The sequence below is a fragment of the Rouxiella chamberiensis genome (genome assembly GCF_026967475.1).
Taxonomy (GTDB): domain Bacteria; phylum Pseudomonadota; class Gammaproteobacteria; order Enterobacterales; family Enterobacteriaceae; genus Rouxiella; species Rouxiella chamberiensis.
Map to the genome: position 1 here is coordinate 427,639 of NZ_CP114058.1, position 24,451 is coordinate 452,089.

A 24,451-nucleotide genomic window follows, 5' to 3' on the forward strand; every position below is an offset into this window, starting at 1 on the left:
TTCGCTCAGCGCATTCCCCTAACAACTCTCCCGTTTACAGAGGGTTGACGGCAATATTCTCTGCGACTCCCACGCTTCATCCTGCATTTTTGCAAGCAATGCCTTGCCTGCCTGAATCCCGATTTCTCTGTGTGGCACCGCCATGGTCGTTAACGGCGGCTGGCAGACCTTGCTGACATCACTGTTGCCAAAGCCGACAATCGCCAAGTCTCGAGGCACCTGAATCTTGCGGCGCTGACATTCGAAAAGAGCACCGCAGGCCAGCTCATCGCTGCTGCAAATCAGCGCGTCCATATCCGGCCAGTTCAGCAATAGCTCGGGTAACAGACTGGCACCCACACTGAAACTCGAAGGCTCATAGGTGCTGATAACCCGCGTGGTCGACAGATTATGGGTGAGCAATGCCCGATTCCAGCCGCGCAGCCGCTGTTGCGAAACCCACGGTTTCTGCGCCGCCGACATGAGTCCAATCCGGCTGTAACCCAATGAAATCAGGTGCTCGGCAAGCTGATACGTCGCCGCCGCGTTATCGATGCCAATATTGATATCCAGGGGTTTTTCGAGCGCCGCACCCAGCTCGGCAATCGGCAGTTGCGCCTGCGACAGCAATTCGTAGGTGGCGGTGGTATGGCGCGCATCAAACAGGATAACGGCGGCCAGATTGTAGGAAAGAAAGGTTTCAAGCAGCTTTTGCTCGCGCGATTCCTGATTCTGCGACTCGGCCAGCATCAACTGGTAACCGGCGGGAATCAGGATCTCCTGCACGCCTGCCATCATTTCGGCGTGACCAAATTCGGCAAGTGACGAGGTAACCACCGCCACCACGTTCGACGAGGCAGAAGCCAGCGCGCTGGCGGAAGAGTTCGGAATATAGCCAAGCTCGGCGACCGCCGATTCAATCTTCACCCTTAGCTTGTCGGAGACTCTGTCAGGTTGGCGCAGGGCGCGTGAGACGGTCATGGTCCCGACATTGGCTAACTTTGCCACGTCGGCCAGCGTGGCCCGACCCGTTCCCCGGCGTTTCCTTCCCTCCATATTGCGACTCCTGAGCCAGCTTCTTGAATACCGTTTAACGATTTCGAAAATTATTTATCCATGAGTGCGTTATTTACGGATTGTTTAATAAACAACGCGATTACTGCCGCACATTTATTAATGATGTGGCAGTGTCACCTCATAAAACAGTCCCGAATTTTAGCATAGTTCATTAGCGGGTAAATAATGTAAAGAGATGTGCCAATTATGATAGCGCTATCACAAAAAGCGATCGTCCCAAATGATAGCGCTATCTTTGTGCGCTGAATCACAGTTATTTCCTGATTAAAAAGCATACTCAAACGCGTTCAACCTTTGCGAAATGCAACGAATGAAAGGTAAACCGCTTCACTCGAAATCCGGCCCATCGCTAGCCGGAAAAGCCGATTTTCAATTCTGAAATATGAGGTATCACAATGAAATCATTAACCATATTGGCAGTGTGCGGGGCAGGGTTAGGCAGCAGTTTCGCCTGCGAGATGAGCATCGAGGCAGCGCTGAAAGAGATGGGCGTCAAAGCGAATCTTGCACATTGCGATATCTCGAGCGCGGCGTCGACGAGGGCCGATATTATTATGACCGGAGCCAATTTCAAACCGCAATTTGAGAATTATACGCTTAATTCTACTGTAATTTATCTTAAACGCCTTGTAGATAAAAAAGAGATAACCGAAAAGCTGACGCCGATATTAAAGGACCTCGGATATTTGAATTAGTCTGAATGCTTCATCTTGGCGTAAATAATAACAACGATCGCTACGCCTAATTTACTGGCTGCGAGTGCGAGGGACAGCTAATGTCTTTTTTATATTTTATCGTGAATGATATTTTAGGCCAGGCTTCAATATTAATTGCCCTTATCGCGATGGTGGGGCTCATTGCGCTCAAGAAAAGCGCAGGGCAGGTCATCACCGGCACCCTGAAAACGCTGTTGGGGTTTCTGGTGCTGCTGGCCGGTGCCAATATCATCGTCTCCGCGCTCAACTTCCTGGGCGAAGTGTTCCAGAAAGGCTTCAACATGCGCGGGGTGGTCACGGATGTCGGCTCGATTGCCGGTATTGCCCAGCAAACGCTCGGACGGGAAACGGCGCTCATCATGGTGCTGGCGTTTCTTGATCAATATTCTCGTCGCGCGTTTCACCCGCTTCAAATACATCTTCCTGACCGGGCAGGCTTCGCTGTGGATGGCGACCGTCTGCTCGGTAGTCGGCTATATGGGCGGCCTGCGAGGTACCGAGCTGATTCTGCTTGGCGGAACGATAGCCGGACTGATGTCGGTCGGCATGCCCGCCATCGCGCAGCCTATCGTGCGCAAAATTACCGGCTCCGATGATATTGCTCTCGGCCATTTCTGTACGCTGGGCTATATCATTCAGGCGGGCGTCGCCAAACTGACCGGCGATGCGAGTAAAAGCACCGAAGATCTCGCGTTGCCCAGCGCGTTCTCCTTTTTGCAGGACACCTATCTGTCGATGATGGTGGTGATGATCCCGATTTATCTGATCCCGACGATCGCGGCAGGTCCCGAGGTTGTGGCGCAATACGCCAACGGCGTGAGTTATCTGATTTATGCATTCCTGCAATCGGTGCAGTTTGTGGTCGGGGTGTATGTCCTGCTGGCGGGTGTGCGGTTGCTGCTGGCAGAAATTGTGCCCGCGTTTCGCGGCATTGCCCTGCGTATCGTGCCCAATGCCATTCCGGCGCTGGATTGCCCGGTGCTGTTTCCGTATGCGCCCAACGCGGTAATCGTAGGATTTCTGTCGACCACGCTCGGCTCGATTATCGGGATGTTTCTGTTTCCTGGTGTCGGACTGGCGATGATCCTGCCTGGCATGTTGACCAACTTTTTTGCCGGTGGCACGGCCGGGATCTTTGCCAATGCAGTGGGTGGACGGCGGGGCGCGGTGATAGGCGGGATCTTCCACGGCCTGCTTATTACCCTGTTACCGGCGCTGCTGCTTCCGCTGCTTGGCAGCTATGGTCTGCAAAACGTGACGTTCAGCGACGCAGATATCATAAGCGTTGGGCTGATTTATGGCCATATTCTGAATTTTTTCCAGTAATGTGCCGATATTGGACATAAAAAAGCCGGTCACAGGGACCGGCTAGCGTCTATTCAAGCTATCAGGATTCGACGGCAAGCGCCGCGTCGGCCTGTGCAGACTGAATCGCCGTCAGCGCAACGGTATAGACGATATCGTCAACCAGCGCACCGCGCGACAGGTCATTTACCGGTTTGCGCATCCCCTGCAACATAGGGCCGATGGAAACCAGGTCCGCCGAACGCTGTACCGCCTTGTAGGTGGTGTTACCGGTGTTTAAATCCGGGAAGATAAACACGGTTGCCTGTCCGGCGACCGGCGAATTTGGCGCTTTCGATTTCGCCACGTCCGCCATGATTGCCGCATCGTACTGCAACGGACCATCGATGATGAGATCCGGGCGTTTTTCCTGCGCCAGACGCGTGGCTTCGCGCACTTTCTCGACGTCGCTACCTGCACCGGACGTGCCGGTGGAGTAGGAGATCATTGCAACGCGCGGCTCGATGCCGAACGCGGCGGCAGAATCCGCCGACTGAATGGCGATCTCCGAAAGCTGCTCGGCGGTCGGATCCGGGTTGATCGCGCAGTCGCCATACACCAGCACCTGATCCGGCAGCAGCATGAAGAACACGGACGAAACCAGCGAGCTGCCCGGTGCCGTTTTGATAAGCTGCAACGGCGGTCGAATGGTGTTGGCGGTCGTATGGACCGCGCCGGAGACCAGTCCGTCGACTTCGCCCTGCTCGAGCATCAAGGTACCAAGCACTACGTTGTCTTCCAGCTGTTCGCGCGCGACCACTTCGGTCATGCCTTTGCTTTTACGCAATTCAACCAGACGCGCCACATAGGCTTCACGCGCGACCTCGGGGTCGACAATCTGAATGCCTGCGCCCAGTTCGATACCCTGCGCGGCCGCGACACGTTTGATTTCGTCGGGATTACCCAGCAGCACGCATTCTGCAATGCCGCGTTCGGCGCACAGTGAAGCGGCCTTGACGGTACGCGGCTCGTCGCCTTCCGGCAGAACGATACGTTTACCGGCCTGACGCGCCAGTTCAGTCAACTGGTAGCGGAAGGCTGGCGGTGACAGGCGATGCGAACGTTCGGAATGGGCGCTCAGCGAGTCAATCCAGTCGGCGTTGATATGAGAGGAGACATAGTTTTGCAGCTTTTCGACACGCTGATGGTCATCGGCAGGCACTTCGAGGTTGAAACTTTGCAGATTCAGCGACGTCTGCCAGGTATTGGTATCGACCATAAACACCGGCAACCCGGTTTCGAAAGCACGGGCGCACAGAGCCTGAACACGTTCATCCACCGGATAGCCGCCGGTCAGAAGCAGCGCGCCCAGTTCGATGCCGTTCATTGCGGCCAGACAGGCGGCGACCAGCACGTCGGGGCGATCGGCGGAGGTGACCAGCAGCGAACCCGGGCGGAACAGCGACAGCATGTTCGGAATGCTGCGCGCGCAGAAAGTCACCGATTTCACGCGGCGGGTCTGGATATCGCCTTCGTTGATGATGCGCGCATTCAGGTGCTTCGCCATGTCGATGGCGCGCACGGCAATCATGTCGAAACTCCACGGAATGCAGGCCAGCACCGGCATCGGACTGACGGCGACCAGCTGCTCGATATCGACCTGCGAGAAGTTTGCCTTGTCGGAGTCGTCGAAGATTTCGGACAGATCGGGGCGGGTGCGGCCCTCATCGTCCACCGGCGCATTCACCTTGTTGACGATGACACCGGTAATGTTCTTGTTTTTGCTGCCGCCAAATACGCTGCGTGCCAGCTCGATGCGGTCTTTGAGCTGTTCGGCGGTATCGTTGCCCTGACCGATAACAAAGACAATCTCGGCGTTCAGGGTTTTGGCGATTTCATAGTTCAAGGCGCTGGCGAACTGATGGGTGCGGGTCGAAACCAGACCTTCCACCAGCACCACTTCGGCGTTTTTGGTGTTGGCATGGTAGTTGGCGACTATCTCTTCCATCAGCACGTCTTGCTGGTTCGAACTCAGCAGACTCTGAACGTGTTTCATTTTCAGCGGTTCGGCCGCGGTGATATTGGAGTTGGCACGAATGATAGTGGTGGTCTGGTCGGGCGCATCGCCCCCGTGCGCGGCTGGGAAACCGGCTTGAACACACTCAGGCTCACGCCTTTTTGCTCGATGGCGCGAATAACGCCCAGGCTGACGCTGGTCAGACCGACGCTACTGCCAATAGGAACCAACATGATTGTACGAGACACGGCAAACCTCTTTGACAATTTCCAGGCAGCGGTCTGCTGTAATGCATGGCAACGCCTGCCTGCGGTGAAAATAACACTGCCAGCAAGGGCTGGCAGTGAGGAACATGGTATCAGGCGGTGAGTCGCGCGGCGTCCTGCGCAATCACCAGCTCTTCGTTGGTCGGAATAACCAGTGCCTTACGGGTGCCTTCTTTCCCAATCTCGCCCGTTTTACCAAAGCGCGCGGCCAGATTGCGTTCGCTGTCCACTTCAAAGCCCAGCAGGCCGAGCTTGTTGAGGGTCAGTTCACGCACCTGCGAGGAGTTTTCCCCAATGCCGCCGGTGAAGACTACCGCGTCAAGGCGGCCTTCCATCAGCGACGTGTAGGCACCGATATATTTCGCCAGTCGGTGACAGAAGACGTCCATCGCACGTTTGGCGTTGGCTTCTTTTTCATAGTTGTCTTCGACATAACGGCAATCGCTGGTGACCTGGGTCAGGCCGAGCAGGCCGGATTCCTTGGTCAGCATGGTATTGATCTGGTCAACGCTCATGCCGAGCGAGTCATGAAGATGGAAAATGATGGCAGGGTCGATGTCGCCGCTGCGCGTGCCCATCACCAGCCCTTCGAGCGGGGTCAGACCCATCGAGGTATCGACACACTTGCCGTTGCGAATCGCACTGACGGAGCCGCCGTTGCCTAGATGACAGGTGATGAGATTCACCTCATCAACCGGTTTACCCAGAATTCTGGCGGCTTCCTGCGTCACGTAGAAATGGCTGGTACCGTGAGCGCCATAACGGCGAATGTGGTGATCCTGATATAATTTGTAGGGCAGGGCATAGAGGTAAGACTCTTCCGGCATGGTCTGATGGAACGCGGTGTCGAACACGGCAACGTTCTTGTCGGCCAGTTTCGGGAAGGATTTCAGGGCTTCATCGATACCAATAAGATGGGCAGGGTTGTGCAGCGGTGCAAACGGGATGGAATCTTTGATACCCTGCAACACGTCGGCGTCAATGATGGCTGACTGCGTCAGCTTCTCGCCGCCGTGAACGATGCGATGCCCGATAGCGACAAGATTGGCAGATAGTTCTGGCTTTTCGGCGAAAATAGTATTAACGATGTACTTCAGTGCTTCACTGTGGGCCGCACCTGCGCCCAGAGCAGCTTCATGTTTGCTGCCATCCAGTTTCCATTTGATGCGCGCTTCGGGAAGATGGAAGCATTCGGCCAGACCTGAAATATGTTCTTCGCCGTTGACGGCGTCGATGATGGCGAACTTGAGCGAAGAGCTGCCACAGTTAAGAACCAGAACTAACTTACTTGACATGGAAGTACCTATTTATTGTGTTGGTGCCGTTAAGTAACAATACACATGGTTAATCAATTAGCAGAATCACATAAGCGTAGCGCATTATGGAAGCGGCAATTATGATTAACATCATACCGAAACCAGGTAATGGCAGGGTCTACTCATCATCGTTTAGCAGGCTGCCGACCCGATTTGACGTCATCCGGTAACTTGTTTGATTAAGTTACTGCCGATTCGTTCAATCGCTACAGCCTGTTTTCCCCGCGATGTTAAAAAGAGTAAAATGCGGTAAAGCCAGTTGTATTAATAAGGTTATTTCGCTATCCATTTAAGTGCCCCAGAGGCCCGGCTAGAATACCGACAGGTTTTGATAAAAACAAAATATATTTATGAGTGATAAAATATATTTTCAGTTTTACAAATTATTTTTAAAATTTAAGATGTTGAGGTGCACCATGACGAGCAAACCATCGGGTTCAGTCGGTTGGTTTCAGATTTTTCAGCGCGGGCAGCACTATATGAAAACGTGGCCATCGGACAAACGCCTTGCGCCGGTGTTCCCTGAAAATCGTATCGCTACCGCAACACGCTTCGGCGTGCGCTTTATGCCGCCGCTGGCCGTGTTCACGCTGGCCTGGCAGATTGCGCTGGGTGGACAACTCGGTCCGGCCGTCGCGACGTCGATTTTCGCCTGTAGCCTGCCAATGCAGGGACTATGGTGGCTGGGCCGTCGTTCGGTTACACCACTGCCGCCTACATTGCTGGGATGGTTCCATGAAGTGCGTCATAAGCTTGTGGAATCGGGACAGGCGCTGGCACCTATCGAAGGCGCGCCGACCTACCAGTCTCTCGCCGAAGTCCTGAAACGGGCGTTCAAACAGCTCGACAAGACCTTCCTCGACGACCTGTAGGCACACTTCCTCCCGATGCGGAGGAAGTGACATAGCCTTGTTGACGGATTTGGCGGGAATAACGGGTTACAGCGGCGATTCCTGACTGATTTCATCCAGTGACAGGCTAAAGCTCGGGATAAACACGGCCATGAAATAGTCCATCTCCGGACTCTGTCTTTCGGCGAGCGTGCGCTCCAGGCGCGTTTTCGCCATGGTAAATTCGCTGTTGCCCGCCGACAACTCTTCCAGGCACTTTAGATAGGCGCAAAGCGCATCGGCCTGCTTGACCGTTTTCTTTTCGTCATCGCTGAAATGATGTTCGTCAATCAGCGAACGGTAGTCGTCCTGAAACTCCTCCGGCAGCATCTCAATCAGCTTTTGCTGGGCAATCTGCTCGATTTTTTTGTATTCATGGGCAATCTGCGGATTGTAATACTTGATGGGCGTTGGCATATCGCCGGTCAGCACTTCGCTGGCATCGTGGTACATCGCCAGCAGCGCGACGCGTTCGGCATTCAGGTTGCCATCAAACTTGCGATTTTTGATGAGGGCGAGGGCATGGGCCACAAAGGCCACCTGCAAACTGTGTTCGGAGACATTTTCGGTGCGCACATTGCGCATGAGAGGCCAGCGACCAATAAGCTTGAGGCGCGATAAATGGGCAAAAAAGTGACTTTGGCTCATGGGACTCTCTCTTGTAGCTTTAAACAGAGTCCCATTCTGGCACATGCCCCTCATCTTTCAAGCTACAGATGCACGGGGATTCGCGCCTATTCCCCTGCCGAACCCGGGCAGCAAGGGAAAATAGGGCGATGTGAAGCGTTCGTGTAGCCTGAAAAAGGGAGTTTTACTGGCGATACGTTTCTAAAAAGCGTCCGAGTTTGCCCACGGCCATTTCCAGTTCGTCGACGCGCGGCAGTGTCACGATGCGCACGTGGTCGGGATACGGCCAGTTAAACGCCGAACCCTGCACAAGCAGGACTTTCTGCTGGAGAAGCAGGTCGAGCACCAGTTTCTGATCGTCGTGGATGTTAAAGCGCCTGGCGTCGATTTTAGGGAACATATAGAGCGCGCCTTTCGGCTTGACGCAGGAAACGCCCGGGATCTGGTTGATCATTTCCCATGCCGCGTTGCGCTGCTCGACCAGACGGCCGCCTGGCTGGATAAATTCGCTGATACTCTGGTATCCGCCCAGCGCAGTCTGAATGGCGTGCTGCATCGGCACGTTGGCGCACAGGCGCATCGACGCCAGCATCTCCAGGCCTTCAATGTAGCCTTTCGCATGCTTTTTAGGTCCGTTCAATACCATCCAGCCCTGACGGAAGCCCGCCACGCGGTAGGTTTTTGACAGACCGTTGAAGGTCACGGTCAGTAGATCGGGAGCCAGCGACGCGATGGAAATGTGCTGCGCCTCATCGTAGAGGATCTTGTCGTAGATCTCGTCGGAGAAGATGATCAGATTATGTTCGCGCGCAATCTCGACTATCTCCATCAGCAGCTCCTGGCTGTAGACGGCGCCGGTCGGGTTGTTCGGGTTGATAATGACAATGCCACGGGTGCGCGGCGTGATCTTGGCGCGAATGTCATCGAGGTCGGGGAACCAGTCGGCACCTTCGTCACACAGGTAATGTACGGCATTGCCGCCGGACAGTGACACGGCCGCGGTCCACAGCGGATAGTCGGGTGCCGGCACCAGCATCTCGTCACCGGTGTTAAGCAGTGCCTGCATGGACTGCACAATCAGCTCGGATACGCCGTTGCCGATATAGACGTCCTCTACGGTCATGTCGCGCATGTCACGCGCCTGATAGTGCTGCATGATGGCTTTACGCGCGGAGAACAGGCCTTTGGAGTCGCAATAGCCCTGCGCGGTAGGCAGGTTGCGGATAACATCCACCAGAATTTCATCGGGCGCGTCGAAGCCGAACGGGGCAGGGTTGCCGATGTTCAGTTTAAGAACTTTATTGCCTTCTTCTTCCAGACGCTTTGCTTCTTTCAGCACCGGGCCGCGGATGTCGTAGCAAACGTTATCCAGTTTGCGGGATTTTTCAATGGGGGACATAGTCTGTTGCCTTTTGCGGTAAAGCTTGTTCTTCCGTGGGGTATGGTGCTTCAGAACATAGCGAAGCCGACAATTTACTCTCACGGCGGCAGATTTTGAAGAGCAAAGTCAGGCTTTGGCGTAAAACAGCAGACGCCGTGCCGGTTGTGACATCAATCACCTGATTGATAGCGCGGAGTGAGATTAATCGCTTTAAATTTTATTTATCGCAGAATAAAGATTTGCCTAATGGGGGTAAAAGCAGATTGACAGTGTATTCGGCTGTGTACAGCAGATACCTTAATTTATTCATCATGATAGGCATGTTTGAGCGCTATTATCTTGAAAAATAGAACAATGCTAGCAATATTTTGCGTTGGTGGGCTTAATCTTAAACTGACTCGCTACAGCGCCATTGTGTTTTTTAATAGTGTATAAAAGAACTCGGAAAAGGAAATCTAAAAAGCTTCAAGCGCATAGGAGCATAATAACGTAAGGAATTAGTTAAACGAATCTGATGATTTCTTTAGAACCGGGAATTAAATTTTCATCGCTGAAGATGGCGATAAGATTAATCAGACACAAAAACACTCTAAGATTTGTCTTATTAAAATGAGAGCGAGATCTCCTTTTTGATATCACAAAATTTGGCTTTACCGATTAATTGATTTACGCACATTTATTTTGAAGTTTGATATTTAGCACATTGCTAGCGTTACGCTGTGCCTGCCTTGACAGCCGTTGAAATGAGCCGGAGGAGCGCTACTGTACAGCTGGGTTAATGAATGATTGTCTCGGGCTTTTCCATTTAGCCATTATATTTAATTGAATTTAATAACTATTTGAAAAAGTCGATTAATGATAATCATTTAGAAAAGAGTTGTAGAGTAGAAATATTTCTCATTTCTTCATTATCTAAGAGTGAGTGGCATTCAGATCTGGTATTCTGCGTTTTGCGAAAACTTTTTTCGCATTATCAGGGTAGCTTGTTATTAGATTTTAAAAGTGAAGAAAAACTATGACAAATGCAAATCGTCCAATTCTTAATCTGGATTTAGACTTGCTTAGGACTTTTGTTGCCGTCGCCGATTTAAATACCTTTGCCGCCGCAGCCGCTGCGGTATGTCGTACCCAATCGGCCGTCAGTCAACAAATGCAACGTCTTGAGCAGTTGGTAGGTAAAGAACTGTTCGCCAGGCATGGACGCAATAAGTTATTGACGGAACACGGTATTCAGTTACTTGGCTACGCACGTAAAATATTACGCTTTAACGATGAAGCCTGTACTTCCCTTATGTACAGCGACATTCAGGGCGGAGTGACCATTGGCGCTTCGGACGATACGGCAGACACCATTTTGCCTTATCTGCTGAGCCGGGTAACCTCGATTTATCCGAAGCTTTCCATCGACGTTCGCGTGCAACGCAGTCCGCTGATGTTGCCGATGCTGGAAAGCAACGAGATAGACCTGGCCATCACCACCATGACCACGACCGACCATCCCCATATTGTGTTGCGAACCTCGCCGACACTCTGGTATTGCTCTGCTGATTTCACCTATCCGCCGGGCGATAGCGTGCCGCTGGTGCTGCTGGATGACCCTAGCCCGTATCGTACCATGGCTATCGACCACCTCAACAAGGCCGGTATTCCGTGGCGAATCGCCTATGTCGCCTCTACGCTCTCCGCCATTCGCGCGGCGGTGCGAGCCGGTCTTGGCGTAACCGTTCGACCTATCGAAATGATGAGTCCTGAACTGCGCGTGCTGGGCGAGCAGGATGGTCTGCCAAGACTGCCTGATACGCAATATGTGCTGTATAAAAACAACAACTGTAACAACGACCTCGCGCAGGCTATTTTCAACGCCGTCGAGCAGGGAAGTGACCCTTATTCGCTCAACAGCTACTCCCAGCGGGTAGACACTGACGACGAGTATGAAGATATTCCCAAATCCTGACCGGAGTTGGGTTTTTCCTCTCCCCGCCCTCCTGTCAATTCCTCGGGGCGGGGGAAAGGGAATATCCGCAAAGGTTAAAAAACAGACAACACATAAGATTTTCTTTATCAACCGCCTATTTTATCGCCTTTTCTGCCGTCAAATCCTCTCCTTCTTGCGCCCTGAATCGTCATCTCATGCTCTCGACTGCACACTTTATAAGCAGAATTTGATACCCACGCTTGTGCCATTTTTTTAGCAAATGCAGATTTTTTTAAAACGTTAAACAAAATTCATTCAAAAATTGCCTTAATTTTTAGCAATCTTGCCCAAAACGTGTCCTGGATCAATAAATAACCCTGTATTCAGAGTGGAAGAATGGAACATACCTGCGACAATAGTAAGGGTAGAAGCTAAAGCATTGACTCCCGTTAACAACCATCCTTTTTTTTACATTGCGACTGACTCGATTTAGCTGCGAATTTAAGCATGTTATGTTAATAAAATGCTAAAGATGTAAAATAACGTGGAGATACTTTTGTCAAAGTTGACAAAAGGTTATAGAAAAGGGTAAAAAGCCCACAGTGTTTCACTGGATAATCGCTTTTTGTTAACCCGGAGTGTCTGAAGTCTCAGCTTAATCGTGATGACTTCAGGGTGAAGGGCCCGTGAAGACTGGTGGTTATTAATCCTTCCCTTGAATCGATGTGGCAGGCAAGTTGCCGTTCAAGAGCAAATGCAGCACGCCACTTTTGATGAGTAAGCATAGAGTATGTCAACAACCACAGATGTCATCGCTCATAACTGGGCGCTCGCAGTTTTTCTCGTTATCTCGGTCGGCCTTTGTTGCCTGATGTTGCTCGGCGCCGCTTTCCTGGGAGGGAAGGTACGCGGACGTAACACGGAGACGCCATTCGAGTCGGGTATTGCCCCCGTGGGCTCCACTCATATGCGCCTGTCGGCAAAATTCTATCTGGTCGCGATGTTCTTCGTGATTTTCGACGTGGAGGCCCTGTACCTCTATGCCTGGTCCACTTCTATCCGCGAAAGCGGATGGACCGGCTTTGTCGAAGCCGCCATTTTCATTTTCGTACTTTTAGCCGGCCTGTTTTATCTGGTTCGCATCGGTGCGCTTGACTGGACCCCAACCCGTTCGAAAGGTCCTGTCAAAGCCAGCCCGGTTATCCCGAGCCCAGTCATTAAGACCAGCAATCACCCGCACGGCAAACGCCAATAATAAAGTGAGGCATCAAGATGGACTATACGCTCACCCGCTTAGACCCGAACGGTGAGAACGACCGTTACCCCCTGCAAAAGCAAGAGACGGTTTCCGATCCGCTCGAGCAGGAAGTCAATCGCAGCGTGTATATGGGCAAACTCGAGCATGCCCTGCACGACGTGGTGAACTGGGGTCGTAAAAACTCGCTTTGGCCATTCAACTTTGGTCTCTCATGCTGCTACGTAGAAATGACCACGTCATTTACTGCGGTGCATGACGTGGCGCGATTCGGCTCGGAAGTTATCCGTGCTTCACCGCGTCAGGCCGACTTTATGGTGGTTGCCGGAACCTGCTTTACCAAAATGGCGCCGGTTATCCAGCGTCTGTACGACCAGATGCTCGAACCGAAATGGGTTATCTCGATGGGTGCCTGCGCCAACTCCGGCGGCATGTACGACATCTATTCGGTCGTGCAGGGCGTCGACAAGTTCCTGCCGGTAGACGTTTACATTCCGGGTTGCCCGCCGCGTCCAGAAGCCTATATGCAGGCGTTGCTGCTGCTTCAGGAATCCATCGGAAAAGAGCGTCGCCCGCTGTCGTGGGTCGTTGGCGATCAGGGTGTCTATCGCGCCAATATGCAGTCTGAAAAAGAGCGTAAACGCGCCGAGCGTATTGCCGTGACGAATTTGCGTACCCCTGACGAGATTTAACACTGTCCGTCAACCCTGAGGGGCAAACCGTCAGGCCATGACTTCAAGAAAATGACGGTTGCACGCCAGGTGTCCTATCCCCTTGGGCATAAATGACCATTTTGTGTGGTGAGAAAATATGACAGATTTGACGACGCAAGACCTCGCTCAGCCAGCATGGCAGACCCGCGATCATCTCGATGATCCGGTCATTGGCGAGCTGCGTAACCGTTTTGGGCCAGAGGCCTTTTCTGTTCAGCCGACCCGTACCGGTATCCCGGTGGTATGGATTAAACGCGAACAGATCCTGGAAGTAATTACCTTTCTGCGCAAGCAGCCGAAACCCTATGTCATGCTGTATGACCTGCATGGCGTAGACGAGCGTTTGCGTACTCACCGTGACGGCCTGCCCGCTGCGGATTTCTCCGTTTTCTATCACCTGCTTTCCATCGAGCGCAATAGCGACATCATGCTGAAAGTGGCGCTGGCCGAAAACGACCTGCATTTACCGACGCTGACCAAGGTGTACCCGAACGCCAACTGGTACGAACGCGAAACCTGGGAAATGTTCGGCATTACCTTCGACGGCCACCCGCACCTGACGCGCATCATGATGCCGAAAACGTGGGAAGGGCATCCGCTGCGTAAAGACTATCCGGCGCGTGCCACCGAATTCGATCCGTTCGAGCTGACCAAACAGAAAGAAGATCTCGAAATGGAAGCGCTGACCTTCAAGCCCGAAGACTGGGGCATGAAGCGCAGCACCGAAAACGAAGACTTCATGTTCCTGAACCTCGGCCCTAACCACCCGTCGGCGCACGGTGCGTTTCGCATCGTCATGCAGCTCGATGGCGAAGAGATTGTCGACTGCGTTCCGGACATCGGTTATCACCACCGCGGCGCCGAGAAAATGGGCGAACGCCAGTCCTGGCACAGCTATATTCCGTACACCGACCGCATCGAATACCTCGGCGGTTGCGTCAACGAAATGCCCTACGTGCTGGCGGTTGAAAAACTGGCCGGGATCACCGTAGGCGATCGCGTAAACACTATTCGCGTGATGCTCTCCGAACTGTTCCGTATCAACAGCCACCTGCTTTACATCTCGACCTTTATTCAGGACGTCGGCGCGATGACGCCGGTCTTCTTCGCCTTCACCGATCGTCAGAAAATCTATGACGTAGTGGAAGCGATTACCGGCTTTCGTATGCACCCGGCGTGGTTCCGTATCGGCGGCGTGGCGCACGACCTGCCGAAAGGCTGGGAACGCCTGATGCGCGAATTCCTCGAGTGGATGCCGAAACGTCTCGACGCCTACATGAAGACCGCGCTGAAAAACAGCATTCTGGTCGCGCGCTCCAAAGGCGTTGCCGCCTACAACGCCGACGATGCGCTGGCGTGGGGCACCACGGGCGCAGGCCTTCGTGCCACCGGCATCGAGTTCGACGTGCGTAAATGGCGTCCGTACTCCGGTTATGAAAACTTCGACTTTGAAGTGCCGGTCGGCGATGGCGTCAGCGACTCTTATTCCCGCGTGATGCTGAAAATGGAAGAGATGCGCCAGAGCCTGCGCATCTTGCAGCAGTGTGTCGACAACATGCCGGAAGGCCCGTTCAAGGCGGATCACCCGCTGACCACGCCGCCGCCGAAAGAGCGCACGCTTCAGCACATTGAAACCCTGATAACCCACTTCCTGCAGGTTTCGTGGGGGCCAATCATGCCTGCCAACGAATCCTTCCAGATGATCGAGGCGACCAAGGGCATTAACAGCTACTACCTGACGAGCGATGCCAGCACCATGAGCTACCGTACCCGCGTGCGTACGCCAAGCTTCCCGCATTTGCAGCAAATCCCGTCAGTGATTCGTGGCAGCCTGGTTTCCGACCTTATCGTCTACCTGGGCAGTATCGATTTTGTAATGTCAGATGTGGACCGCTAACGATGACAGATCTCAATAAAAACTCAGAGCTTCAGTATATCAACGTCTCTACGCCTGCCGCCTACGATGCCGCACAGGCCGGAAAACCGACATTCGAACTGAGCGCGACGGAACGCGAGGCGATTGAACACGAAAAGCACCACTACGAAGATGCCCGCGCGGTGTCTATCGAAGCGCTGAAAATCGTGCAGAAAGAGCGTGGCTGGGTGCCGGACGGCGCAATTTACGCCATCGCCGACATTCTAGGCATTCCTGCAAGCGACGTCGAAGGGGTTGCCACCTTCTACAGTCAGATCTTCCGTCAGCAGGTAGGGCGTCACGTTATCCGCTATTGCGACAGCGTGGTCTGTCACATCACGGGTTATCAGGGCATTCAGGCAGCCATCGAGGCCAAACTCAATATCAAACCGGGTGAAACCACGCCGGATGGTCGCTTTACCCTGTTGCCGACCTGCTGTCTCGGCAACTGCGACAAAAGCCCTACCATGATGATTGATGAAGACACGCACAGCTACCTGAAACCCGAAGAGATAGGTCAGTTACTGGAGCGTTACTCATGAATGTCTACGGCTATACGCCCAAGGAAATTATCCGCACGCCCGAGATGCATCCTCTGACCTGGCGCATGCGCGAAGACCAGCAACCGGTCTGGATCGACGAATATCGCAGCAAAAACGGCTATTCAGGGGCTGAAAAGGCGCTGAATGGCATGTCGCCTGACGAAATCGTCGCGCTGGTAAAAGATTCCGGCCTGAAAGGGCGCGGCGGCGCGGGCTTCTCCACCGGATTAAAGTGGAGCCTGATGCCGAAAGACGAATCCATGAACATCCGCTACCTGCTGTGCAACGCCGATGAAATGGAGCCGGGTACCTATAAAGACCGCCTGCTGATGGAGCAGATGCCGCATCAACTGGTTGAAGGCATGCTGATTAGCGCCTTCGCGCTGAAAGCCTACCGTGGCTACATCTTCCTGCGCGGCGAATATATCGAGGCCGCCGTGAATCTGCGTCGCGCCATCGAAGAGGCGCGTGAGGCCGGGTTTATCGGCAAGAACATTCTCGGCACCGGCTTCGATTTCGAATTGATAGTCCACACCGGCGCGGGTCGCTACATCTGCGGCGAAGAGACGGCACTTATCAACTCGCTGGAAGGCCGTCGTGCCAACCCGCGCTCCAAGCCGCCATTCCCGGCGTCCGTCGGGGCATGGGGCAAGCCGACCTGTGTCAATAATGTCGAGACGCTCTCCAATGTGCCGGCGATTCTGGCCAACGGCGTGGAGTGGTACAAGGGCATTTCGACCAGCGAAGACACCGGCACCAAAATGATGGGCTTCTCGGGTCGCGTCAAGAATCCGGGCGTGTGGGAACTGCCGTTTGGCACCACGGCGCGCGAGATTCTCGAAGACTACGCGGGCGGCATGCGCGACGGGCTGAAATTCAAGGCCTGGCAGCCAGGCGGCGCGGGTACTGACTTCCTGACCGATAAGCATCTGGATCTGCCGATGGAGTTTGCCAGCATCGGCAAAGCCGGCAGCCGTCTCGGCACCGCGCTCGCCATGGCGGTGGATCACGAAATCGGTATGGTTTCTCTGGTCCGTAATCTTGAAGAGTTCTTCTCGCGCGAGTCCTGCGGCTGGTGTACGCCCTGTCGCGACGGATTGCCGTGGAGCGTCAAGATCCTGCGCGCGCTGGAGCAGGGCAAAGGTCAGCCCGGAGATATCGAAACGCTCGAGCAGCTCTGCCGCCAGTTGGGTCCGGGTAAGACATTCTGCGCCCACGCGCCGGGTGCCGTGGAACCCTTGCAGAGTGCCATCAAATATTTTCGCGACGAATTCGAAGCAGGTATCGCCACGCAGCATTTCAACAATGCGCGGGCAATTGGCGGCATACAGCCAAACAACCTGCTGAAAGAGCGCTGGTAAGACGCGCTTGAAAAGATTTTAAAAATTCTTTCCCGAACGAGTTGGGCATGCAGATAGCGGCAACTGAACCCACGCCCCGACGCTTACAGCCGTAAGTGACGGCGGTGAGAAAGGCAGCCGCTACCCGCAGTCGAAAGACAAGGGAAAGCCAGAATTTTGATTAACGCCCGTTGCGAGACGGGCCTTGTGGAAGCATGCTGACTATGGCTACGATTCATGTAGACGGCAAAGAATACGATGTTAACGGAGCGGACAACCTACTTCAGGCTTGCCTTTCGCTTGGCCTCGATATTCCTTATTTTTGCTGGCATCCGGCGCTGGGAAGCGTTGGAGCTTGTCGCCAATGTGCGGTCAAGCAATACCAAAATGCGGAAGATACGCGCGGCCGTTTGGTGATGTCATGTATGACGCCTGCATCCGATGGAACCTTTATTTCCATCGATGACGGAGAAGCCAAAGAGTTCCGCGAGAGCGTGGTCGAGTGGTTGATGACCAACCACCCACACGACTGTCCGGTGTGCGAAGAGGGCGGTAACTGTCATTTGCAGGATATGACAGTAATGACCGGCCACGCCACGCGTCGCTATCGTTTCACCAAACGTACCCACCAGAATCAGGATCTCGGTCCGTTCATTTCTCACGAGATGAACCGCTGTATCGCCTGTTATCGCTGTGTCCGCTACTACAAGGACTACGCGGACGGCACCGATCTGGGCGTGTACGGCGCGCATGACAACGTCTACTTTGGTCGCCCGGAAGACGGTCCGCTGGAAAGCGAATTCTCCGGCAACCTGGTCGAAGTCTGCCCGACCGGCGTATTCACCGACAAGACGCACTCCGAAGCGTTACAACCGTAAATGGGACATGCAGTTTGCGCCGAGCATCTGCCAGCAGTGCTCCGTAGGCTGTAACACCAGCCCCGGCGAGCGCTACGGGGAATTGCGTCGTATCGAAAACCGCTACAACGGCACGGTAAACCGCTACTTCCTGTGCGACCGCGGCCGTTTCGGCTATGGCTACGTGAATGCAAAAGATCGCCCTAAACATCCGATGCAGCAGCGCGGCAACGACTGGATCGCACTGAACGCCGAGCAGGCGATGCAGGGCGCGGCGGATATCATGCGCCAGTCCGGCAAAACCATCGGCATCGGTTCACCGCGCGCCAGCCTTGAAAGCAACTTTGCGTTGCGCGAGCTGGTGGGGGCCGAAAACTTCTATACCGGCATCAACGCGGCGGAACAAAATCGTCTGGCGATGATGCTGAACATCCTGAAAAACAGCGGCGTCACCACGCCTGCGCTGCACGATATCGAATCCTACGATGCCGTGCTGGTGCTGGGTGAAGATTTGACGCAAACCGGTGCGCGTATTGCGCTGGCCGTGCGTCAGGCGGTGAAAGGCAAGGCGCGCGCTATGGCCGCTGCCCAGCGAGTCGCCGACTGGCAGATTGCGGCGGTGCAGACCATCGGTCAGCACGCCAAGCATCCGCTGTTTGTAACCAACGTCGACAACACCCGTCTCGATGATATTGCGGCGCTGAACTTCCGCGCACCGGTCGACGAGCAGGCACGCTTCGGCTTTGCGATTGCCCACGCCATCGACGCCTCCGCGCCGGCGGTCGGTGACTTGGCCGAAGGCGTCGACAAGCAGGTCGACATGATCATGCAGGCGCTGACCGGCGCTCGTAAGCCGCTGATTATCACCGGCACCAATGCGGGCAGCGACGCGATTATCGCGGCCGCCGCCAACGTGGCGAAAGCGCTGAAAGCACGGGGTAGCGATGTCGGTATTACCTTTATTGCCTCTTCTGCCAACAGCATCGGCCTGTCGCTCATAGGCGGCGGCAATCTCGATGACGCGCTGAGCCTGCTGGCAAACGGCGGCGCAGACAGCGCCATCGTGATGGAAAACGACCTCTATCGCCAGGCCCCGGAAGCCGATATCGATGCGGCGCTGAGCAAAATCCAGAACCTGCTGGTGGTCGATCACCAACGCACCCGCATCATGGACAAGGCCAGCCTTATCCTGCCTGCGGCAAGCTTCGCCGAGAGCGACGGGACGCTGGTCAATCAGGAAGGCCGCGCCCAGCGCTTCTTCCAGGTGTATGACCCGGCCTACTACGACCACAGCGTTGTGATGCTCGAAAGCTGGCGCTGGATGCATTCGCTGCACTCCACGCTCAACAGCCGTCAGGTTGACTGGACCCAGCTGGATCACGTCATTGAAGCGTGCGTCGCCGCTCTACCACAGCTGAAAGGCATGGTCGAAGCCGCGCCGGACGCCTCATTCCGTATTCGCGGACAAAAACTTGCCCGTTCGCCAAACCGTTCCAGCGGCCGTACCGCCATGCGCGCCAACATCAACGTGCATGAACCGCGTCAGCCGCAGGACAAAGACACCATGTTTGCCTTCTCGATGGAAGGCAACAACAGCCCTTACGCCAATCGTCAACAGGTGCCGTTTGCCTGGGCACCGGGCTGGAACTCCCCGCAGGCGTGGAACAAGTTCCAGGCTGAAGTCGGTGGCAAGCTGCGTCATGGCGATCCGGGTGTGCGTCTGATTGAAGCGGGCGAGGGCGGTCTCGACTATTACAGCGAAATTCCGGCTGCCTTTGCTGCCGAAGAAAATCACTGGCGTGTCGCGCCTTACTATCACCTGTTCGGCAGCGAAGAGATGTCGCAACGTTCACACGTGATCCAGCAGCGTATGCCAGAAGCCTACGTGATGGTGAATCCGGCGGATGCCGCCCAGCTCGGTGTCAATCAGGGCACGCAGGTCGAGTTTACCTGCGGCGGTCAGACGCTGACACTGCCGGTACGTCTGAGCGAAACGCTGAACAAAGGACAAGTTGGTCTGCCGCTGGGCTTGCCGGGAATTCCTCCGGTGCTGGTTGGCGCAACGGTTGAGAATCTGCGGGAGGCAACCCGATGAGTTGGTTTACACCTGAAGTGATCGACACCCTGATAGCCGTAGTGAAAGCGGTGGTCATTCTGCTGGTGGTGGTCACCTGCGGCGCGTTTATGAGCTTTGCGGAACGCCGTCTGCTGGGCCTGTTCCAGAACCGATACGGACCAAACCGTGTCGGCTGGGGCGGCTCTTTGCAGCTGGTTGCCGACATGATCAAGATGTTTTTCAAAGAGGACTGGGCGCCGAAATTCTCCGACCGCGCCATCTTTACTCTGGCCCCGATGATAGCCTTCAGCTCCATGCTGATGGCCTTCGCGATTGTGCCGGTGGCGCCGACCTGGTACGGCGCCAACCTGAACATCGGTATCCTGTTCTTCCTGATGATGGCCGGCCTTACGGTCTACGCCGTGCTGTTCGCAGGTTGGTCCAGCAACAACAAATACTCGCTGCTTGGCGCAATGCGTGCCTCGGCCCAGACGCTGAGCTACGAAGTGTTCCTCGGCCTGTCTCTGATGGGCGTGGTGGCGCAGGCCGGATCATTCAATCTGCAGGATATCGTCCGTTCGCAGGAGCATCTGTGGAACATCATTCCACAGTTCTTCGGCTTCCTGACCTTTGCGATTGCGGGCGTCGCGGTATGTCACCGTCACCCGTTCGACCAGCCGGAAGCGGAGCAGGAACTGGCCGATGGTTATCACATCGAATATTCCGGCATGAAGTTCGGCTTGTTCTTCGTGGGCGAATACATCGGGATCGTGACCGTTTCGGCGCTTATCGTCACCCTGTTCTTCGGGGGCTGGCAGGGTCCATTCCTGCCGCCGTTCATCTGGTTTGCGTTGAAAACCGCTTTCTTCATGGTGATGTTCATTTTGCTGCGCGCCGCGCTGCCTCGTCCACGCTATGACCAGGTGATGTCTTTTGGCTGGCGTATCTGCCTGCCGCTGACCTTGCTGAATCTGCTGGGTACCGCCGCGGTCATTCTGTACAACGCAAATTAATAGGGGTGATTGAACCATGACATTGAAAGAACTAGTGGTTGGTTTCGGCACCCAGGTTCGCAGTTTGTGGCTGATAGGCCTGCACGCCTTCGCCAAACGTGAAACCCTGATGTACCCGGAAGAACCCGTTTATCTGCCGCCGCGCTATCGTGGCCGCATCGTGCTGACCCGTGATCCTGACGGAGAAGAGCGCTGCGTGGCCTGCAACCTGTGTGCGGTAGCCTGTCCGGTAGGCTGTATTTCGTTGCAGAAAGCCGAGATGAAAGACGGCCGTTGGTATCCGGAATTCTTCCGCATCAACTTCTCCCGTTGCATCTTCTGCGGCCTGTGCGAAGAAGCCTGTCCAACGACGGCTATCCAGCTGACCCCCGACTTTGAACTCGGTGAGTTCAAGCGTCAGGATCTGGTGTATGAGAAAGAAGACTTGTTGATCTCTGGACCCGGTAAGTATCCGGAATATAACTTTTACCGGATGGCCGGTATGGCAGTGGACGGCAAAGCGAAGGGCGAAGCCGAAAACGAAGCCAAACCGATCAACGTCAAAGGTCTCATGCCTTAAGGAGCCGCACGCATGGAATATGCATTTTACATTGCCGCGCTGGTGGCCGTATTGGCGACATTGCGTGTTATCACGCACACCAATCCGGTGCACGCGCTGCTTTACCTTATCATCTCGCTGCTGGCGATTGCCGCAGTGTTCTTCTCGCTGGGGGCCTACTTTGCCGCGGCGCTCGAGATAATCGTCTACGCCGGTGCCATTATGGTGCTGTTCGTCTTCGTGGTGATGATGCTTAACCTCGGCAGTGTGCAGGAGCAGGAACGCGCCTGGCTGAAGCCTTCGACCTGGATAGGCCCTTCCATTCTGGCGGTGGTGCTGCTGGTAGTCATGATTGTGTCGATTACCGGTCTGCACGAGAACAACATTCAGGGCACGATGGTCGACGCGAAAGCGGTAGGTATCGCGCTGTTCGGGCCTTACGTTCTGGCGGTCGAGCTGGCGTCGATGCTGCTGCTGGCCGGTCTGGTCGTTGCCTTCCACATTGGACGTGAGCACAAGCCGGGCGAAGTGCTCGGCAGTGCCTCCGCAGCGCCAGTCAAAGAGATGGCAAAAAGAAAAACGGAGGAGAGAGCATGATCCCTCTACAGCATGGCCTGATCCTGGCCGCTATCCTGTTTGTGTTGGGTCTGACCGGGTTACTGGTACGTCGTAACCTGCTTTTCATGTTGATCAGTCTTGAAATCATGATCAACGCGGCGGCGCTGGCCTTTATTGTGGCCGGCAGTTATTGGGGGCAGGCAGACGGGCAGGTGATGTATATCCTGGCTATCAGCCTGGCGGCAGCGGAAGCCAGTATCGGTCTTGCCTTGCTGCTGCAACTCTATCGTCGTCGTCATACCCTGAATATCGACACTGTCAGCGAGATGCGCGGATGAACCTACTCTATTTAACTATTCTGTTCCCGCTGATTGGCTTCCTGTTACTGGCCTTTTCCCGCGGACGCTGGTCTGAAAACACCTCTGCCACGGTTGGCGTGGGGTCGATTGGTCTGGCTGCACTGGTGACGATTTACGTCGGCATCAACTTCCTGAGTCAACGTGCGGCGGGCGTGCCCGTCTTCAACCAGACCCTCTGGAACTGGATGCAGGTCGGGGATTTCAACATTTCCGCCACGCTGACGCTCGACGGCCTGTCGATGACCATGCTCTCCGTGGTCACCGGCGTCGGTTTCTTCATCCACATGTTCGCGTCCTGGTATATGCGCGGAGAAGAGGGGTATTCCCGCTTCTTTGCCTATACCAACCTGTTTATCGCAAGCATGGTGATTCTGGTACTGGCCGACAACCTGCTGCTGATGTATCTCGGCTGGGAAGGGGTAGGGCTTTGCAGCTATCTGCTGATCGGTTTCTACTACACCAATCCCGACAACGGCGCGGCGGCGATGAAAGCCTTTATCGTGACTCGCGTCGGCGACGTGTTCCTGGCGTTTGCGCTGTTCATTCTGTATCACGAGCTGGGTACGCTGAACATCCGTGAACTGATGGTGCTTGCGCCGCAGAAACTGGCGGTCGGCGACACGGCGATAACCTGGGCCACATTAATGCTGCTCGGTGGCGCGGTCGGTAAATCGGCGCAGCTGCCGCTGCAAACCTGGCTTGCCGATGCGATGGCGGGTCCAACGCCGGTTTCTGCCTTGATCCACGCCGCAACCATGGTAACCGCCGGTGTCTATCTGATCGCCCGTACGCACGGCCTGTTCCTGATGGCGCCTGAAATTCTGCATCTGGTCGGGATTATCGGCGCGGTCACGCTGGTGCTGGCAGGTTTTGCCGCACTGGTGCAGACCGACATCAAACGTGTGCTGGCCTACTCGACCATGAGCCAGATTGGCTACATGTTCCTGGCGCTGGGCGTACAGGCGTGGGACGCTGCCATCTTCCACCTGATGACCCATGCGTTCTTCAAGGCGCTGCTGTTCCTCTCTTCGGGTTCGGTGATTCTGGCCTGCCACCACGAGCAGAACATCTTCAAGATGGGCGGATTGCGTAAATCCATCCCGCTGGTGTATGTCTGCTTCCTGGTCGGCGGTGCCGCGCTTTCTGCCTTGCCTATCATCACCGCCGGTTTCTTCAGCAAGGATGAAATTCTGGCCGGTGCGCTGGCGAACGGTCACATCAATCTGCTGATTGCAGGTCTGGTCGGGGCCTTCATGACGTCGCTCTATACCTTCCGCATGATCTTTATCGTTTTCCACGGCGAAGAGAAGATCAAGGCGCATGCCGGCAAGGGGATTACCCATCACTTGCCGCTGCTGGTTCTGCTGGTGCTGTCGACCTTCATTGGCGCGATGATCGTTCCGCCATTGCAGGGCGTTCTGCCGGGCACGACCGAACTGCCGCACGGAACGGTATTAACGCTGGAAATCACCTCGGGTGTGGTCGCCATCGTCGGCATTCTGCTGGCGGCGGCGCTGTATCTCGGCAAACGCTCGCTGGTCAACAGCATTGCAAAAAGCGCGCCGGGCCGCTTCTTCACCACCTGGTGGTTCCATGCATGGGGCTTTGACTGGCTGTACGACATGATTTTCGTGAAACCGTATCTGGCCATCGCGAAACTCCTGCAACGTGATCCTTTGAACTCGTTGATGAATACGCCCGCGCTGTTCTCCCGTCTGGGGAACCGTGGCCTCGTGTTCAGTGAAAATGGGCAGACGCGCTGGTATGTCGCGTCAATGGGATTGGGTGCAGTCGTCGTTTTAGCGCTGTTGCTGGCGATTTGAAACATTGTAAAAAC

General features: G+C 54.9%; 17 protein-coding genes and 3 pseudogenes. 15 read left to right on the forward strand and 5 right to left on the reverse strand.

Annotated elements, in window-relative coordinates; all coding sequences use genetic code 11:
- Positions 1-18 precede the first annotated feature (18 nt).
- On the reverse strand, positions 19-1,035 hold the full coding sequence (locus tag O1V66_RS02105; protein WP_045047385.1) for a LacI family DNA-binding transcriptional regulator: 1,017 nt from the start codon (positions 1,033-1,035) through the stop codon (positions 19-21).
- A 416-nt stretch (positions 1,036-1,451) separates the two neighbouring features.
- Here O1V66_RS02105 and O1V66_RS02110 point away from each other — a divergent pair, with 416 nt between their 5' ends.
- Both O1V66_RS02110 and O1V66_RS02115 read left to right on the forward strand, forming a co-directional pair.
- Positions 1,452-1,751 (forward strand): PTS sugar transporter subunit IIB, encoded by a 300-nt coding sequence (locus O1V66_RS02110; RefSeq protein WP_045047384.1) that lies wholly within the window; start codon positions 1,452-1,454, stop codon positions 1,749-1,751.
- Between the two features lie 80 nt (positions 1,752-1,831).
- Positions 1,832-3,077 (forward strand): annotated as a pseudogene (locus O1V66_RS02115) (PTS sugar transporter subunit IIC); the annotation flags it as partial.
- Between the two features lie 82 nt (positions 3,078-3,159).
- On the opposite strand, the pseudogene pta reads toward O1V66_RS02115, so the two are convergent.
- Together pta and ackA are read right to left on the reverse strand one after the other, a co-directional pair.
- Positions 3,160-5,306 (reverse strand): annotated as a pseudogene (pta, locus tag O1V66_RS02120) (phosphate acetyltransferase).
- Between the two features lie 125 nt (positions 5,307-5,431).
- Complete coding sequence (ackA, locus tag O1V66_RS02125) at positions 5,432-6,634, reverse strand: acetate kinase (protein ID WP_045047381.1); 1,203 nt, start codon at positions 6,632-6,634, stop codon at positions 5,432-5,434.
- A gap of 437 nt (positions 6,635-7,071) precedes the next feature.
- Here ackA and yfbV point away from each other — a divergent pair, with 437 nt between their 5' ends.
- Positions 7,072-7,527, forward strand: coding sequence for a terminus macrodomain insulation protein YfbV (gene yfbV, locus O1V66_RS02130; protein ID WP_045047380.1), 456 nt, complete (start codon positions 7,072-7,074; stop codon positions 7,525-7,527).
- A gap of 66 nt (positions 7,528-7,593) precedes the next feature.
- On the opposite strand, the gene yfbR is transcribed toward yfbV, so the two are convergent.
- Together yfbR and O1V66_RS02140 are read right to left on the reverse strand one after the other, a co-directional pair.
- Positions 7,594-8,193 carry a 5'-deoxynucleotidase gene (gene yfbR, locus O1V66_RS02135; protein WP_045047379.1) on the reverse strand — a complete coding sequence of 200 codons (600 nt, stop codon included), beginning with the start codon at positions 8,191-8,193 and terminating at the stop codon, positions 7,594-7,596.
- 163 nt (positions 8,194-8,356) lie between these two features.
- Positions 8,357-9,571 carry a pyridoxal phosphate-dependent aminotransferase gene (locus tag O1V66_RS02140; RefSeq protein ID WP_045047378.1) on the reverse strand — a complete coding sequence of 405 codons (1,215 nt, stop codon included), beginning with the start codon at positions 9,569-9,571 and terminating at the stop codon, positions 8,357-8,359.
- A 997-nt stretch (positions 9,572-10,568) separates the two neighbouring features.
- Here O1V66_RS02140 and lrhA point away from each other — a divergent pair.
- The 12 genes and pseudogenes from lrhA (at position 10,569) to nuoL (ending at position 24,437) form a co-directional block, all read left to right on the forward strand.
- The gene (lrhA, locus tag O1V66_RS02145) at positions 10,569-11,507 is read left to right on the forward strand and encodes a transcriptional regulator LrhA (RefSeq protein WP_045047377.1); all 939 of its coding nucleotides are present in this window, start codon (positions 10,569-10,571) and stop codon (positions 11,505-11,507) included.
- Between the two features lie 751 nt (positions 11,508-12,258).
- Positions 12,259-12,723: an NADH-quinone oxidoreductase subunit A gene (locus tag O1V66_RS02150; protein WP_045047376.1), complete on the forward strand. Its 465-nt coding sequence runs from the start codon at positions 12,259-12,261 to the stop codon at positions 12,721-12,723.
- 17 nt (positions 12,724-12,740) lie between these two features.
- Positions 12,741-13,415, forward strand: a complete 675-nt coding sequence (locus O1V66_RS02155; RefSeq protein WP_045047375.1) for a NuoB/complex I 20 kDa subunit family protein — start codon at positions 12,741-12,743, stop codon at positions 13,413-13,415.
- Positions 13,416-13,533: 118 nt separating this feature from the next.
- Positions 13,534-15,333: an NADH-quinone oxidoreductase subunit C/D gene (gene nuoC, locus O1V66_RS02160; RefSeq protein ID WP_045047374.1), complete on the forward strand. Its 1,800-nt coding sequence runs from the start codon at positions 13,534-13,536 to the stop codon at positions 15,331-15,333.
- 2 nt (positions 15,334-15,335) lie between these two features.
- Complete coding sequence (nuoE, locus tag O1V66_RS02165) at positions 15,336-15,893, forward strand: NADH-quinone oxidoreductase subunit NuoE (RefSeq protein WP_045047373.1); 558 nt, start codon at positions 15,336-15,338, stop codon at positions 15,891-15,893.
- Positions 15,890-17,254, forward strand: coding sequence for an NADH-quinone oxidoreductase subunit NuoF (gene nuoF / locus O1V66_RS02170; RefSeq protein WP_045047372.1), 1,365 nt, complete (start codon positions 15,890-15,892; stop codon positions 17,252-17,254). The genes nuoE and nuoF overlap by 4 nt, the downstream gene beginning before the upstream one ends.
- A gap of 203 nt (positions 17,255-17,457) precedes the next feature.
- Positions 17,458-20,185, forward strand: a pseudogene (gene nuoG / locus O1V66_RS02175) (NADH-quinone oxidoreductase subunit NuoG).
- Positions 20,182-21,159, forward strand: coding sequence for an NADH-quinone oxidoreductase subunit NuoH (gene nuoH, locus O1V66_RS02180; RefSeq protein ID WP_045047371.1), 978 nt, complete (start codon positions 20,182-20,184; stop codon positions 21,157-21,159). Before nuoG ends, nuoH begins: the two are co-directional and overlap by 4 nt.
- 16 nt (positions 21,160-21,175) lie before the next feature.
- Positions 21,176-21,718 (forward strand): NADH-quinone oxidoreductase subunit NuoI, encoded by a 543-nt coding sequence (gene nuoI, locus O1V66_RS02185; protein ID WP_045047370.1) that lies wholly within the window; start codon positions 21,176-21,178, stop codon positions 21,716-21,718.
- 12 nt (positions 21,719-21,730) lie between these two features.
- A complete protein-coding gene (gene nuoJ / locus O1V66_RS02190; protein WP_045047369.1) occupies positions 21,731-22,294 on the forward strand; it encodes an NADH-quinone oxidoreductase subunit J in 564 nt (187 codons plus the stop codon).
- A complete protein-coding gene (nuoK, locus tag O1V66_RS02195) occupies positions 22,291-22,593 on the forward strand; it encodes an NADH-quinone oxidoreductase subunit NuoK (protein ID WP_045047368.1) in 303 nt (100 codons plus the stop codon). The genes nuoJ and nuoK overlap by 4 nt, the downstream gene beginning before the upstream one ends.
- Positions 22,590-24,437, forward strand: a complete 1,848-nt coding sequence (gene nuoL, locus O1V66_RS02200) for an NADH-quinone oxidoreductase subunit L (RefSeq protein ID WP_045047367.1) — start codon at positions 22,590-22,592, stop codon at positions 24,435-24,437. The genes nuoK and nuoL overlap by 4 nt, the downstream gene beginning before the upstream one ends.
- Positions 24,438-24,451: the final 14 nt, after the last annotated feature.